Raw genomic sequence first — 15,494 nt, forward strand, 5'->3', positions numbered from 1 at the left:
AAGAAAACCTGAAGACCTGCAGCCTTCAGGTTCATGATTCGGTTTCATAAGAAAAAGTGTATGGTGATAGATTTATACATTATCCCGGTTAAAGTCACACTCTTTTAACGGCACGACTTTCGTCTTTTTAATTATTTTATATCCTAACCAAAGGATAATGAAGACCGGTAAACTAATATATGAAACAAGCAGACCATACCAGTTAATAGTGTCTCCCGAAATAATATCACTTCCTTGGCCAATAATAACAATAGTACATAATGCTAAAGTTAATAAAGGTCCAAACGGATACCATTTTGCTTTAAACTTTAATTCATTAAGGTCCCTGCCTTGTGCTACGTAAGCTTTACGGAATCTATAGTGACAGATCGCAATACCGACCCATGTCAGGAAGCCTGTTAGCCCTGTCATGTTAAGAAGCCACAAATATACTACTCCATCACCCACAAACGAAGATAGAAATACTATTAATCCAAAAAGGATGTTGGCATAGAGAGCATAGATCGGTACCCCTTTTGAATTGATTTTACGAAGCAACTTAGGAGCTTTGCCGGACTGCGCAAGAGCCCAGAGCATACGTGTTGAAGCATAGGTAGCAGAGTTCCCAGCCGATAGAACAGATGTTAAAATAACGGCATTCATTAATGAAGCAGCGAAAGCCAGTCCAGCTTTTTGAAACACTAGTGTGAATGGACTTATCGTAATATTATCAACATCTGATTTAAGAAGACTTGGATCTGTATAAGGAATAATGAGCCCTATAACAAGTATGGAGAACACGTAAAAAATCAATACTCTCCAGAAAACAGTGCGAATCGCACGCGGGACGTTCTTTTCAGGATTTTCGCTCTCGCCTGAAGCAATACCGACCATTTCTGTCCCCTGAAATGAAAATCCGGCTATCATGAAAATTCCTATAATTGCTAAAAAACCGCCTTTAAAAGGGGCTTCACCTTTCGTGAAATTCTCAAAACCTATTGCAGGACCAGTAAATATACCAAAAATTATAGCAACCCCGACAATTAAAAAGACAGCGATTGTGATAACTTTGATTCCGGCAAACCAAAACTCTGCTTCGCCGTACCCTTTAACGGAAAGCACATTCAAAAGAAATATTAGAGTTAAGAAAATGCCACCCCATAAAAGGTCGGAAGATCCCGGCAGCCAATATTTCATAACTAATGCGCCAGCGGCCAATTCTGCGGGAATGGTAGTGGCCCAACTCAGCCAATAGTTCCACCCAAGAGTGAACCCGAAAGCGGGATCGACAAAGCGAGTACCATACGTTTCAAACGATCCCGAAACAGGTAAGTAAGTGGCCATTTCTCCAAGACTTGTCATTAAAAAATAGACCATGCAGCCGATAGCGAGATAAGCGATAAACGCTCCTCCTGGGCCTGCCTGACTTATGGTTGCCCCGCTGGCAACAAATAAGCCTGTACCGATCGCCCCGCCAATCGCGATCATGGATATGTGACGGGAACGTAATCCCCTCTCCAGCTTTCCAGCTGGAGAGGCAGCATGCTCTTCAATGGTTGGTTTAACTTCTAAATTACTCATAAACTCCCCTCTTTCTCTATAATAACTCTATTTATTTCTGAATTTTCCGCTAATTATAACGTTATTTGCTTAACTTTTTGTAATTGACGATTCAGATAAAGATTGACTAATTTCCTTGCTGTCCATTCCTAACAGTCTGCAAATAACTTCATTTGTAATGTTTGGTACCATTTCTGTCGAGTATTTCAGTTCCATACGTTCATATCTGTTATGAGCATCATATCCGTATGGGCCAATGTTAATAGCAGGAACATTAATCTCTTGAATAGCTTGGTAATTGACATAATGTTTCGTGCCCCAGCTTGGATTGTTTACACTGGCGGCTCCTATGCCCTCTTCATCGTCGCTTAGCGCTACGCAGCTCATGTCGCATACATAAGGGAAGTAGTTTCTTGTGACGATAGGATAAGGATAATGAGGCTGGACAACTTTAACTGCTTCTTCTAGTGCGTTCAGTAAATTTTGTTCGGCTTGATCTTTGCCAGTCAGCTCTATTCGCGGGGAATAGAGTGAAGAATAAAATAAGATAATAGCCGGACTTTTATCAGTCATCCAATTCCATTCTTCTTCTACAACCCTTGCTGAAAACATACGCGTATCAAGAGTGCTGTCTAACAGCAGTTTTTTCTTAAAGGCAGCCATATGTTCAATAAACTTCTCTCCATGCTCCTTAATCAATGTCTTCTGCATATCTTCATAAACGATTACTCTGGTTTTCCATGGCAGTTCGCTGTAAGGATGTCCGCTGATTTCACAGTATCTTTTATGTCTTGCTTTTAAATTGCTTAAAGCATTATCAAAGGCAGTTTCCGCTTGTTCCTTCAGCTTCACTAATACGTCTTTTGGAGACCATGATTGTATAAAAAAATTAAAATATACATAGGCAGCCAAAGCTGTTTGTATGGTGTAAGCTGGCTTTAAATCTGTTTGTTTCAGAGATACTGGAGGAACTGGAGTTTCTCCCAAAGACTGGTCGCATAATTCCGGATTGTAACTAATTTGTCTCGTTAATTCCGCCGCTATATAGTTAGGATCCAATCCTTCAAAGCAAGAACCGGCATGCGTCTCTAAACCTGTAATAAAAAAAGAGGGAAGAAGCTTTCCGACGGTTCCTTTGTAAATGTAGCGCTTTGTATCACCTTCGAATCGAGGAGCTACAAAATCAGAATTAATAAGGGCTAAGTACTCAAATTCATGCTCTTCTTTCCAGCGCTTTAAATCTGTAAGAGCGGACAACACACCATGAGAACTGTCTTCTTCATCGCATTCCGCTAATAAAACAAGGTTGCCAGCTAACTCTTCAGGATGATCGGAATAATATTTTAATAGATAGAGATGGCTCGCGACCCCGCTCTTCATATCTAACACACCTCGGCCGAAGTGCCACTCGCTAGAGTTCAGGTGCTCTTTAACGAGATCGGGAAGGTCTTCACTCGACAGTGCTTCCATAAGCTTATCTGGAAAACATGCTTTGTCTTTTAGATGCCCATAATCCTCAATTCCAACCGTATCAGTATGACCCATCAAAATTACGGTTTTGTTACTCTTTTCCTTTGTACCTTCTACAAACGCCATTACGTTGTAACGTTCGACTTCATCGTTCTCTGTTCTGGATTTAATAAGGCTGCTGGGGTTTTTTTGAAAGTAAGGAAAGGAACTTATAAGCTGATGCAAGCCATTTGCGACATCAATTTCTCCTTTGGTGTTGACAACGCTTTCAATTTGCACTAATTTATCGGTTAAATTTAAAACATCTTTTCCGCAGTATAGCATTGACTAACACGCTCCTTATAAATGCTCATTTATTTACAATACTTGCTGTAAAAAGCGTCGAGTTCTTTCTTCTTTCGGATTAGTGAAGAACACACTTGGATGTCCTTCCTCGATAATGTTGCCGTCAGCTAGCATAATCACCCGATCCGCTACTTCACGGGCAAACCCCATTTCATGCGTAACAATGACCATTGTCATTCCTTCTCTTGCCAAGTTTTTCATCGTTTCAAGAACTTCTCCAACAAGCTCAGGATCCAATGCAGAGGTAGGTTCGTCGAATAACATGACAGCGGGCTCCATTGCCAGTGCCCTGGCGATTGCCACCCGTTGCTTTTGTCCTCCAGATAACTGTTCAGGATAATAAGGGGCTTTATCCTCCAGTCCTACTTTTTGTAAAATGTCCATCGCCTGATCAATCGCTGTCTGCTTGCTTTTCTTTTTTATATGAATAGGCGCTTCAATTACATTTGCCAGCACGGTCATATGAGGAAATAAATTAAAATGTTGAAATACCATCCCCATATCTTCACGTACTTTATTGAGATTCGTTTTCTTTGTATCAATGACTTGACCACTAATTTCAATTTCGCCGCTGTCTTTTATTTCAAGAAAGTTAAGGCATCTTAGTAAGGTGCTTTTTCCTGATCCGCTCGCCCCGATCAAAACGACGACCTCGGATTTGTTAATCTCAAGAGAAATATTCTTCAGGACTTGCAGCCCGTCAAACGCTTTGCACAGCTGTTTTACCTTGATCAAATCGCTTCCCCCCTCTACGCTTTCTGCCTTTGCTCACATCTAATCTTGCCTCAATTCTGTTAAAGATTAACGTGAAGATCAGAACAAGAATCAGATAATACATTCCAACTACAAAATAGGTCTCAAATGGCATATAGTTTTCGGCTTGCGCAGAGAGAGCGTGGTTGAATAATTCTGTCACAGCGATGTAGGCTACAAGTGAAGAATCTTTCAATCCGATAATAAATTGATTGCCTAATGAGGGAACCGCTCTTTTAAAGGCCTGTGGCAAAATAATACGGCGCATTGAAAGAGAGTATGGCATCCCTAAGGAGCGAGCTGCTTCCATTTGCCCACGGTCGATAGATTGGATGGCACCTCGAAATATCTCAGCTATATAGGCGCCAGAATGAATGCCTAAAGCGATGGCACCTGCTGTGAAATCTGATAAAACGAATACACTGGATATGCCATAGTACAAAAACATAAGCTGTACAATTAAAGGCATGCCTCGTACGAGAAAGATGTACGTATCGGCTAGCTTTTCAAGAACGAAAATGTTTGAAACTTTGAAAAAGGCAAAAACTAAACCAATGATCATGGCGATTAATAAAGAAACAGCTGTTAGTTGTACGGTAGTCAACGTAGCTTTTAGAAATTCGAATCCATGTGTTTGAAAAATAGAAATCATACTAGTTATGGAATTCAAGATTACCTCATCTCCTCATCACACTTACTCCAATAAAGTGGGTAAACTTTTTATTTTTCTAAAAGGTTTTCTCCGAACCACTTTTTGCTGATTTTTTCATAAGTTCCATCTTCCACCATAGATGCAATCGCTTCATTTATTTTCTTTAAAAGAACCGGGTTGTCTTTATTGACGGCAACCGCAATATTTTCTTGTTTGAGGATTTCATCTACAGTTTTTATTTTGAGTCCTGCTTCTTTCATAGCATTGATGCCGACGATTTTGTCCGTAATGACAGCATCCACCCTTCCTGGTTCAAGATCTTGCAAAGCATATACATCGCTTGGATAACCTTTTATGTCTTTCGTGTACTTCTCGGCATCTTGTTTGTACGTGCTGGCTTGTACAATCCCGATTCTTTTATCTTTTAAATCTTCTTTTGTTTTCAATGTATCATTTGTTTCAGCTACAAATATTTGAGCACCAGAAATGTAATAGGGATCTGAAAAGTCTACTTGTTTGGCACGCTCTTCTGTAGCGGTCATGCTGCCAATAATGGCATCGTATTTCTTTCCTTTTAACCCTTGTAAGATTGTTTCCCACGGATTTGTTACCGGATTTGGCTCAAGTCCAGCACGTTTAGCTATTTCCTGACCGATTTCTACATCAAAACCAACTAATTTATTGTTTTCTTTGTAGTTGAGCGGCTTAAGCAGACCACTCATGGCGAATGTTAATTTCCCTTCGTTAACAAGCTTCATTTCTTTATCTTTTTCATTTGTTTCTTTCGCCGTGCCAGTTTCTTTAGTTTCGTTGGATGCACAGCCGCCTAATACAAAAAGAAAGAACGTGCTAATAAGTAAAGCTAGTGATGCTACCTTTTTCATTTACATACACCTCTTATCAATAGGATTTTTCTCACTCACTGCTGTTACTTTATTGAAGGAAAATTAGATAAGGGAGGCAATCAAGTTTGAGCTTGATTGCCTTCCGGATTTATATGCGTTCTGGCTGTTTTGTTTTCTTCTGATAGGCTCTCCATGTAATGCACCATTTTTCAGGATCGTCGAGAAAGTCTTGTTCATCCAGTTTATGAATTGTACTGTTGTACGGAGCATTCTGAACAATTTCCGGATTCTCATAGGCTTCTTCAGAGATCTGTTCAAGAGCTGCAATATACTCATCCAAATCGGTTTTTGAGTAGCTTTCAGTTGGCTCTAAAGTAAACGGCTGAGGCACTATATACGGATGGTGGCTAGTCCAGTAATGAAGACCGAAGTCTGTCATCCTTCTCTGTACATCTTCTGTCGTGACGCCTGTTTCTTTTGCCATCTGCTCCCAACTGTAGCGCACCTGTTCCAAGCGCTGTCCTTTTACATAAGGAGCACTTGCACCGCGGATCTTTTGCACTTTGTGATACAAATAGTTGTTGTTAAGTACGGCTGTTTGAGCAACTTCTTTTAACCCGTCTGGCCCTAGTGCACGAATCCAAGCATAGGATCTTAAAACTGTTTGAGCTACACCGTGGAAGGCACGTACTTTGCCGATTGAATGTTCCAGATCTTCGTTAAGGTAATACTTATCTCCATCAAACTCCACAATCGGAGCAGGTAAAAATTCTTTTAATTCTTCCACTACACCGAGTGCACCTGTTGCCGGGCCTCCGCACATGTGAGGAGCGGCAAATGTTTTATGAAGGTTAAAGAAGCACATATCAAACCCGGCTTCTTTAGCGCGCGTGATTCCTAAAAGGCCATTAGCGTTTGCCTGATCGTAATAGCAGATGCCTCCTGCTTCGTGAACAATATCAGTGAATTCTTTGATTCTAGGGTTGTAGATTCCTGTGTCTTCAGGATTTGCCACCACAAATCCAGCTGTGCGTTCTGAAACAACTGCTTTCAGTTTTTCAATGTCAGGGAATCCATCTTCATCGGGATGCAATGTAATGACTTTAAATCCTTTTACAGCAGCGGTAGCGGCCTGAGAAGGATGAGAAAAAATCGTCGTGATAATTTCATTACGCTGGTCAGCTTCCCCGCGAGATTCATGATACTTTCTAGCAATTGACGCCATTGCAAATAATGCTTGAGTTCCGCCGCTTGGTTGGAAAGAAAAATGATCCATTCCGGAAATCTCTCTCATACATAAGTCGAGTTTATAAATAATTTCGAGCATTCCCTGGACCGTGCTCTCATCTTGGAGAGGATGCAATTCCATAATTTTAGGGTTTCTTACTAACAGCTCATTAATCTTTGGGATGTACTTCATCGTACAAGTTCCTTGACCGATTTCAACATTGAAATCTGATCCTAGCGTTTCTTGAGAGAGGCGAACATAATGTCTGAGGACGCGAGCTTGCCCAATCTCAGGAAGGTTTGGCTTTTCTTTTCTGGCCATACTGTTAGGGATTGCTGAAATCCCATCGCCTACTTCTGATACGATCGCTTTATTGGAAAGAGGAATTTCGACTCCTCTTTCCCCTTTTTGATGCAATTCAAAAATAACGGGTTCATTCCACTTTGCCTGGTGAAAATCCCTTACTTTGCTCTTTCTTTGAATTCTTTCCATTTGTCAGGTCTCCTTTCTTCTTGCGCAGTTTAGTTCGTTACTATTTCTTTTAGAGCATTAATTAATTGATTAAGGTCATCTTGTGTGTGCACTTCTGTCACACAATATAGAGCGGATTGACCGTACTCTGGAAACTCCTTAGAAAGATCCTTGCCGCCAAAAATCTTTTTCTCTAATAACTTTTTATTAATAGTTTCAACTGAAAGGCCTGTATCATTAAAATCGATAATAAATTCTTTAAAGAAAGGAGAGCTCAATCTCGAGCCTTTTATTCCTGGAATTTTGTTAATTTGCTTAACTGCATATTGGCTATTTTGCATAATGGTTTGTCCCAGCTCGTACATTCCATTTGGGCCAAGCAAAGATAGGTATACACCGGCTGTAATTCCCCATAATGCCGTTTGCGTTCCTACAGATTCTTTTCCTTTTTCGCGCAAGGCAAAGGACGTTCGTTCGTAGGCTACATCGCCAAATCCATATTCACCTTCTTTGACTGTCGGTACGATGCCAAATAGGCGAGAAGGATACTCATTTACAAATTTCTCTTCGTCCCGTGTAGCGATGAACCCAGCGTGGCCGCCGCTGTAATTCATGTGCATTCCAAGAGGCTGCAAGTCACCGCAAACAATGTCAGCGCCATATTGGCTTGGCGGTGCGAGCACGCCTAATGAAATTGGGTCTACTCCAACAACCATAAGAGCTCCATGCTTTTTAGCAAGCTTTGAAATTTCAGCTCCTTGGGACTCGATGAACCCCAAGTAGGAAGGATTTTCAAAATAGATCGCTGCTGTGTCATTGGATAATTTGCTTGTTAGATCGTCCAAATCTAACAATCCTGTATTTTCCTCGAAGCCAACAAAATCAAATTCAAGCTCCGGAGATCCATAATTGACAACAATTTTTGATCTTTCTGGTGCAACAGTGCTTGCTAATAAGATTTTCTTTCTCCCTGTTATACGAGCTGCCATTCTAATGGAGGTAGCTGCTGCTTGCCCCCAGTCAAACGTAGGTACGTTTACAACATCCATATCGACGAGTTCTGCCAGCAAACTTTGGTATTCAAATAGAGCCTGGTAGCGACCATGATCTTCATAAGGTTCACCAGCATAAGCGGTTAAAAATTCTGATCGCTGGTTCACTTCATCACAAACAGCCGGAACAAAATGCTGCCAGCACCCCGCTCCCAAGAAATTTAAGTATTCGTTGGCACTAATATTTTTGCTTAATAAACCTTCTACATGACGGCGTAGCTCATATTCCGTCAGCGCTTCCGGGATATTCATGTCTTTCTTGAAATGAAGCTCTTCAGGAATGCAGGAGTACAGCTCCATAGTAGACTGAGCGCCGATTTCTTTTAACATTTCTTCTTTTACTTCAGGCACCATATTAGGTATGTAAGGATGCACCTTGTTTGTCATAGTAATACCTCCTAAATTTTTGTGATTAAGCTAAACCGCCTCCATCAACAACTAGCTCTGTCCCTGTCATCCAAGCGGATAGATCACTTGCCAGGAATAAGACGCCCTTTGCGATGTCACGCGGTGTGCCAATTCTAGCTAATGGACGGTCTGTTGCCGATCCTTGAAGGAAAGCTCCTTCTTCTACCTGCAATTGTTTAGCCTCGTCTCTTAATAACGGTGTATCAGTGTCGCCTGGACAGATACAGTTCACCCGGATATTTTGCGGTCCATGGTCAATGGCCATGGCTTTTGTCAAATTGACAACGCCCGCTTTTGCAGCGCAGTAGGCTGCAGCCTTATCGCCGCCTTTTAAGCCCCATCCTGAACCGGTATTAATAATGCTCCCACCACGTTCGCTGTCCATGACAGGAATTAGGTATTTTGATAAAAGGTATACACCTTTTAGAGAAACATCAATAACGGCATCCCATTCGGACTCTTCTAGATCAACCACTGTCTTTCTTCTTATGATTCCTGCATTATTAAAAAGTACATCGACGTTTTTATACGTTTCCTTGATGTAGTTGCCAACTTCTTCGCAATCCAACTTGCTAGTGACGTTGCACTTTTTAAATTCTGCTTGAAAGCCTTTATCGCGCAAACTTTGTGCAGCTTGTGAACCCTTTTCCTCATCAATATCAAGAAGAATAACTTTGGCTCCCACCTCAGCTAGAAGTTCTGCTGTAGCATACCCAATTCCTGATGCTGCCCCTGTCACAACAGTGACTTTATCTTTTAGTTGAAAATAATCCTTTTCCAAAAAATAACCTCCTTTATGGTTTTGCTAGTCTATGTTGCAATAAGTATGCCAAGTTTATAAACTACGTAAAATCAACGATTGTACAACAATGTTTCAGCATCACTTTGACAAAAATGTCAATATCTATTCGATATTGACATTTTTGGAATCCAGAAATTATAATCATGAATAATATATTTCTCTCCAGTTACTTAGACCTAGAAAAATTTCTAAAACCTTTCAAACTCAGGTTCTAATACTGAAAGCTATCCGTAAAATTTTCATCATGTCTTTAATCTTTCATCTCTTTATCACACGTTCCTAAATAGTTTCCATTTGAAGGAGGGTTTCTTTTGTCGTCAGCCAGTGTCATCACAAAAGTCATTCATACATTTTCAGAACTTTTACAAATCGAAATAGCCTTTTTTAATCATGAAGGTGTACTGACCGCTTCAACAGAGGAGTACAAGAAAAGAAAAGGAAGCCGGGTACATCTACCGTTTTTTAGAAAGCTGTATAAGCATCCGATCAGCTTTCTTCACAAACCGGGACATATGAAAATGTGCCAAGGCTGTCATTTTCAAAAAAACTGTCCATCAACCGTTGAGATTGTACGAAACATCGTTGAAAACGAAAAACACTACGGCTATCTTGCATTTGTGAGCTTTTCTCCGGACGGTGAGAAAAGACTAATGGAAAGCCAGAAAGAATACAGTCATTGGATGTCACAATTAAGTGACGTTATCATGAACATCCTTCATGAACTTGGGGATTTTAAACTGATATCAAAGAAAGAGACGGAGAAGACAGACTATATTCTCGGAAATAGTCAGACCTTACAGGAATTAAAAGGGTTGATGAAAAGCCTTGTTAACAGTACCTCTTCTATCATTATTACAGGAGAAACCGGGACGGGAAAAAGCTTATTAGCAAAGATGCTTCATGAACGAAGTATCTTTCGGCAAGGAAACTTTGTTGAAATAAATTGTGCAAGTATTCCAGAATCTTTATTTGAAAGTGAATTATTTGGTTATGAAGAAGGAGCTTTTACCGGAGCAAGAAAAAAGGGAAAGCCAGGATATTTCGAATTAGCAGATAGAGGAACCCTTTTTCTAGATGAAATTGCTGATCTTCCTTTACAAATGCAGCCTAAATTGCTAAAAGTATTGCAGGATGGTATCGTGCAAAGAATTGGCGGAACGGTTTCTAAAGAAGTAAATGTTCGTGTTATTGCAGCAGCTAATCAGTCATTAGAGCAGTTAATGGAATCAAAACAATTCCGTTCCGATCTCTATTACAGACTTAATGTTATTCCTATTCATTTGCCTCCTTTGCGGGAAAGAAAAGAAGACATCGATGAGATCGTGCCTGTGCTCATAGAAAAACTTCAGACAAGAACAGGTAAATTTATTCAAACATGCGACATTGAATTTTTAAGAAGATTAAAACAACATCACTGGCCTGGGAATATTCGTGAGCTAGAAAATGTGATTGAGTATAGCATGAACATGGAAAAAAGTACTCAGTTAAGCATTTCATCCTTGCCGCCATTTCTCAGAAAGTTGGAAACTACTAATAACTCTATTCAAAAGGAAAAAAGAGCTTTTAAAGAAATGGAGAGAGAAATGCTTATTCAAAAGCTCAATCAATATGGTTACGATCATGAAGGGAAAAAATTAGTCGCAGAAGACTTAGGAGTAAGTGTAAGAACAATCTATAGAAAAATAGACAAGTTACAGATACCTATATCAGCTAGATAAGAAGAGTAATTTTGCGATACTGGCTTAAGGACGTCTCCAAGGCGTCCTTTTCTACATGTAATAAACTTCTATACTTTTTATTTAAAATCTATTTCCTCCCGACTTCCTGCAAATATCTTTTTTCCACAATTAATGCTCCATTGTACCTTATAGCTGAAGCTTTTTTAGGAATTTGCAGAAGGAATGAACTCTACTTATACAAGCTTAGAAAATATTATATCTTCTGCTATGGGTAGTATCTTGTTTGACCTTAATATTCATTTCCCTTATATCTTCAATGCCATTATCCTAGCGGTTGCCCTATTTATCACGATATCTTGGAAAGAGCAGCAATTGATGGATAGAGCCGCCGGATAAAATAATTCATTAAATATTTGTTGAATTACGTGCTGTGATCCCTAATATTGCAGCGAAGCTTCTCTGACTGTTCCCCTTGGAAAAGATATTGTGTAAAGACAGTGACTTCACCGTCTTTACACCCTAATATCTCCCGCATTTCTTACGTATACAGATTGCGCTGCTGTTCTTTAATATGTAAGAACATACAGATGGCTCCTTCTTTAATGCGTATTTTTGTTTACATACTTTCCATAGTCGGGTACAGCAATCTGATCAAATTCGTTAACGAGTTTTTTTAGGCTTGTTGTTAGCAATTCACCGGACATTGGCAGCCCGTGGCCGGTAACAGCAACTGCAGGCTTTAACTCACTTAACTTAATGACTGATTCCTTGGCAGCTTCCCAGTCTGTTGTTAGATAGCGAGGAGGACCGCTTATCTCCTGTTCCTGGGTGAACACTTTGTACAGATATTCCTGTTTCACCGTAACGAAAGCATCTCCAGCAATTAGCGTCCGGTCTTTTTCTCGGAATAACGAAATATGGCCCGGAGCATGTCCTGGTGTATGAATCCATTTAAATCCTGGCATATGAGGAACAGTTCCATCAGAAGGAAGCGCTTGTACATTATCTCCTAAGTCTATCGGTTCATTAGGGAACACTGGGGACATTTTTGCTACCATCCCGCCCTCTACCGTAGGGTCCGGTTCCGGATAGCTTTTCTGACCTGTCAGGAAAGGCATCTCCATTTGATGGGCATAGACCGGAACATTCCAATGCTTGACCAGTTCAATTAGCCCCCCCACATGATCAAAATGGCCGTGGGTCAAAATGATCGCTCTCGGTCGGCTGTTGGCGCCAAACCGTTCTTCGGTGACAGAAATAATTTCATCAGCAGATTCAGGCATGCCGGCATCCACTAAAACAAAATCAGCTGTTCCTGGATTCCCTGCTAAACAGATGTTGACGATCTGAATAGTGTGACAAAATAAATCAGGTAATACTTCGATCCCAATACCACTTCCAATTGAAGTAGCTGGAATGAACTTGTAATCACTCCCATAATTCATTTCTTTATCCATTTTTAACCCTCCTTAAGTTACTTCAATGCCTGATGTTATTATTCCCTAAAGAAAAATGCATCTAGTAGTTTCTTCTTGGTAAAAAGTGAAAGAAAAGGACAACGGCCGCCTTAAGTTCTCTAAAGCCCTTCTACCTGTCCACTGATCCCTTAGTGCATCTATACAACCGAAACCAGCAATACAGCCTATATCTAAAAAGTGTTGATCACAAGAAATGACGTATATCTTGGTTTCTGTTCTCCTATGCTAAAATCACATCAAGCTTTTCTTGATCTGTGTAAGGGATTAGCCCACAGTCGTAATACTTGTTTTTTTTGGTGGTACATCTAAATGAAGGGATACACACGATCGAAAAAAGGTGGTGGAAGTTTTTCATAGTATCACACCATTCTGGAAAATGAGTAAAATCGGTCTTTTACAATGTTCAAATGAGAGTCAGACCTCTAGTGAATAAGAAAACCGATTATTCCTGAGCGTAGGAATAATCGGTTTTTGATAGTGAATACTACATACTTCTCTTTATATTCATCGTTCAGTTCTTGTTAAGAACTAGCTTGACTGGAAAATACTCTGTAATCTTCAATACATGATCTGTCAATTCAGCTATATTTCATTTAAGCAAGCCCAGTCAATTGCTGAACAGTATTTTATCATCTTAGACTAGTACGACGAATTAAACTCTAATTTTCATTTTTAGAATTTATGCTATATGCAATGGCACCTCGGCAAATGGTGTATTGAACATTTATTTCATCGTCTACTATTATCACATCGGCATCTTTCCCAATCGAAATGCTGCCTTTGCGGTCAAATACTCCGATCTGCTTTGCCGGATTGACAGAAGCCATTTCAATAATATCCGAAAGGGTGACCCCCTTAAGCTTTAGCATCTTTTTGGCGCCGTCATTCATTTTGAGAATACTGCCGGCGAGCGTTCCATCTGCTAAAACGGCACGATCTTCTGTCACTTTCACAGGCTGTCCACCAAGCTCGTAATCACCGGGAGCAAGCCCCTTAGCCCGCATCGAATCAGTAATCAGCATCAGCCTTTTGCTTCCTACATGATCGAAAATCAACTGTAACATCTCTGGGGATACGTGTATTTCGTCTGTAATCAGCTCACTTCTTAACTCCTCTAATTGAAGTGCCGCTCCTACGACGCCAATATCCCGATGATGAATGCCTGACATCGCATTACACAAATGCGTAGCCTGACGAACTCCAAAGGAAACGGCTCTTTTCATTCCAGCAAAATCCGTATCCGTGTGTCCAGCTGATACGTTTACGCCAGACGCTGTTAACCCTTTGATAAAGACTCCGGTTGGGTCATGCTCAGGCGCCATCGTAACCGTTTTAATCCGGCCGCCTGAAAGCTGCTGCCATTTTTGAAACAAGTCAAGATCCGGCTCGATAATGTATTGCAGCGGCTGGGCACCAGCCCGCTTTTTTTCTACAAACGGCCCTTCCAAGTGAACACCGATTATTTCTGCCTGTCCCTCTTTATTTTGATGCTTTGCTAGATTTATTAAAGCTTGCTCAATGTTTTCCGGAGCTTGCGTAATCGTCGTGGCAAGAAAACTGGTCGTTCCTTCGCTCGGTAAAGCCGACGCCATTACTTCTAATGCACTCTCTGTAGCATCCATTACATCTGCGCCATTCGCCCCATGAATATGACCATCAATGAAGCCCGGCAGAGCTAGCAAGTTTGCCCCGTCAATGACCTGGACATGTTCAGGCAACTTCTCAGGGTTCTGTTTAAAAATGCCGGCGATTCGCCCTTCTTTTATGAGTAAATATCCCTTCTCAATCGTTTCTTCTTCAGCATAAATCGTTGCATTCTTTATTAAAATCGGATTCAACACAATCGATCCTTTCCTCTCAAACGGAGATAGGATTAATAAAGCTTGCTGGCAATATTTTCAGTAATCTCCATTTTTACTTTTTTCGCTTCTTGATAGTTTTTCACTGTAAGACCGGTACAAATTAAATCAATTAGATAAAGCTGAGTCACTTTCGAGACGAGCGATCCACTATCAAGCGGGTTTTCTTTAGCAGAAGTGAGCAAAATGTAATCAGCATATTTCGTTAAAGGAGATTTAACATAGTTCGTTAAAGCAATAACCGTTGCCTTTTTTTCCTTGGCAATTTGGACCGTATCCACAATGTCCTTTGTACTTCCTGTTAAACTGATGGCAACCACTACCGATTTTTCATTTAGTGAGGAAGCACGCATCACTTGGAAATGGGGATCGGTAATAATACTGACATTTTTGCCAATCCGCATTAATCGGTTATGCATATCAAGGCCGGCAATTCCTGATGAACCAATTCCAAAAATGACAACGTCTTCAGATTGATCAATAGCGGCAATACTGCCTTCAAGTGATGGAACATCTAAAATATCATACGTATCCTCAATTGACTGAACCATGTTCGTTCGAATTCGTTCCATGTAAGTCTCTTGCGAATGCTGATTTGATTCAGCTGCCACTTCTTGAGCTAATAAAAATTTAAAATCTTGAAATCCTTTATACCCTAATTTGCGAAAGAAGCGCAGCACGGTCGCTTCTGCCACCTTGCTTGCATCGGACAACTCCGTTAATGAATGGTAGAGAACCGATTCCGGATTTGCTAGAATGTATTCGTAAATTTTTTGATCCGACTTGGTGAAGTTATGTTTGTTTTGCTCCATAACGATGGAAGGCTTAGGACCATTCATTGACCTCGTTTTCATCATTACGCTCTCCCCTATGATTTAAATGTTTAATAACTTGCCATTTAAAGCCATTCTAT

General features: G+C 40.5%; 12 protein-coding genes. 1 reads left to right on the forward strand and 11 read right to left on the reverse strand.

Annotation, left to right across the window (positions count from 1 at the left end; all coding sequences use genetic code 11):
* Positions 1-72 precede the first annotated feature (72 nt).
* From AC623_RS11415 to AC623_RS11450, 8 genes are all read right to left on the reverse strand, one after another.
* Complete coding sequence (locus AC623_RS11415) at positions 73-1,560, reverse strand: amino acid permease (protein WP_049662561.1); 1,488 nt, start codon at positions 1,558-1,560, stop codon at positions 73-75.
* Positions 1,561-1,629: 69 nt separating this feature from the next.
* Positions 1,630-3,333, reverse strand: coding sequence for a M20/M25/M40 family metallo-hydrolase (locus tag AC623_RS11420; RefSeq protein ID WP_049662563.1), 1,704 nt, complete (start codon positions 3,331-3,333; stop codon positions 1,630-1,632).
* A 33-nt stretch (positions 3,334-3,366) separates the two neighbouring features.
* Positions 3,367-4,089, reverse strand: coding sequence for an amino acid ABC transporter ATP-binding protein (locus tag AC623_RS11425; protein WP_049662565.1), 723 nt, complete (start codon positions 4,087-4,089; stop codon positions 3,367-3,369).
* On the reverse strand, positions 4,055-4,759 hold the full coding sequence (locus AC623_RS11430) for an amino acid ABC transporter permease (protein WP_049662566.1): 705 nt from the start codon (positions 4,757-4,759) through the stop codon (positions 4,055-4,057). Before AC623_RS11430 ends, AC623_RS11425 begins: the two co-directional genes overlap by 35 nt.
* A gap of 68 nt (positions 4,760-4,827) precedes the next feature.
* Positions 4,828-5,643 (reverse strand): ABC transporter substrate-binding protein, encoded by an 816-nt coding sequence (locus AC623_RS11435; protein ID WP_049662568.1) that lies wholly within the window; start codon positions 5,641-5,643, stop codon positions 4,828-4,830.
* 109 nt (positions 5,644-5,752) lie between these two features.
* Positions 5,753-7,324 carry an aminomethyl-transferring glycine dehydrogenase subunit GcvPB gene (gene gcvPB, locus AC623_RS11440; RefSeq protein WP_049662569.1) on the reverse strand — a complete coding sequence of 524 codons (1,572 nt, stop codon included), beginning with the start codon at positions 7,322-7,324 and terminating at the stop codon, positions 5,753-5,755.
* A 29-nt stretch (positions 7,325-7,353) separates the two neighbouring features.
* The gene (gene gcvPA / locus AC623_RS11445; protein WP_049662571.1) at positions 7,354-8,742 is read right to left on the reverse strand and encodes an aminomethyl-transferring glycine dehydrogenase subunit GcvPA; all 1,389 of its coding nucleotides are present in this window, start codon (positions 8,740-8,742) and stop codon (positions 7,354-7,356) included.
* 25 nt (positions 8,743-8,767) lie between these two features.
* Positions 8,768-9,544 carry an SDR family NAD(P)-dependent oxidoreductase gene (locus AC623_RS11450; RefSeq protein ID WP_049662572.1) on the reverse strand — a complete coding sequence of 259 codons (777 nt, stop codon included), beginning with the start codon at positions 9,542-9,544 and terminating at the stop codon, positions 8,768-8,770.
* Positions 9,545-9,876: 332 nt separating this feature from the next.
* Between AC623_RS11450 and AC623_RS11455 the strand changes: the two genes are divergently transcribed.
* The gene (locus AC623_RS11455; protein WP_049662573.1) at positions 9,877-11,283 is read left to right on the forward strand and encodes a sigma-54 interaction domain-containing protein; all 1,407 of its coding nucleotides are present in this window, start codon (positions 9,877-9,879) and stop codon (positions 11,281-11,283) included.
* A gap of 560 nt (positions 11,284-11,843) precedes the next feature.
* Here the strand turns inward: AC623_RS11455 and AC623_RS11460 are convergent.
* From AC623_RS11460 to AC623_RS11470, 3 genes are all read right to left on the reverse strand, one after another.
* The gene (locus AC623_RS11460; RefSeq protein WP_049662574.1) at positions 11,844-12,701 is read right to left on the reverse strand and encodes an MBL fold metallo-hydrolase; all 858 of its coding nucleotides are present in this window, start codon (positions 12,699-12,701) and stop codon (positions 11,844-11,846) included.
* A 680-nt stretch (positions 12,702-13,381) separates the two neighbouring features.
* A complete protein-coding gene (gene nagA / locus AC623_RS11465) occupies positions 13,382-14,563 on the reverse strand; it encodes an N-acetylglucosamine-6-phosphate deacetylase (RefSeq protein ID WP_156187033.1) in 1,182 nt (393 codons plus the stop codon).
* Positions 14,564-14,595: 32 nt separating this feature from the next.
* Complete coding sequence (locus AC623_RS11470) at positions 14,596-15,438, reverse strand: MurR/RpiR family transcriptional regulator (RefSeq protein ID WP_331456994.1); 843 nt, start codon at positions 15,436-15,438, stop codon at positions 14,596-14,598.
* Positions 15,439-15,494: the final 56 nt, after the last annotated feature.

The organism is Bacillus sp. FJAT-27231 (assembly GCF_001183975.1).
In the GTDB taxonomy this organism is placed as follows: Bacteria; Bacillota; Bacilli; order Bacillales; family Domibacillaceae; genus Pseudobacillus; species Pseudobacillus wudalianchiensis.

Excerpts from the sequence above, each read along its gene's own strand:
- AC623_RS11435 (WP_049662568.1), bottom strand. The coding sequence starts at position 5,643 with ATGAAAAAGGTAGCATCACTAGCTTTACTTATTAGCACGTTCTTTCTT.
- AC623_RS11470 (WP_331456994.1), bottom strand. The coding sequence starts at position 15,438 with ATGATGAAAACGAGGTCAATGAATGGTCCTAAGCCTTCCATCGTTATG.
- AC623_RS11420 (WP_049662563.1), bottom strand. The coding sequence starts at position 3,333 with ATGCTATACTGCGGAAAAGATGTTTTAAATTTAACCGATAAATTAGTG.
- AC623_RS11460 (WP_049662574.1), bottom strand. The coding sequence starts at position 12,701 with ATGGATAAAGAAATGAATTATGGGAGTGATTACAAGTTCATTCCAGCT.
- gcvPA (WP_049662571.1), bottom strand. The coding sequence starts at position 8,742 with ATGACAAACAAGGTGCATCCTTACATACCTAATATGGTGCCTGAAGTA.
- AC623_RS11415 (WP_049662561.1), bottom strand. The coding sequence starts at position 1,560 with ATGAGTAATTTAGAAGTTAAACCAACCATTGAAGAGCATGCTGCCTCT.
- gcvPB (WP_049662569.1), bottom strand. The coding sequence starts at position 7,324 with ATGGAAAGAATTCAAAGAAAGAGCAAAGTAAGGGATTTTCACCAGGCA.
- AC623_RS11430 (WP_049662566.1), bottom strand. The coding sequence starts at position 4,759 with ATGATTTCTATTTTTCAAACACATGGATTCGAATTTCTAAAAGCTACG.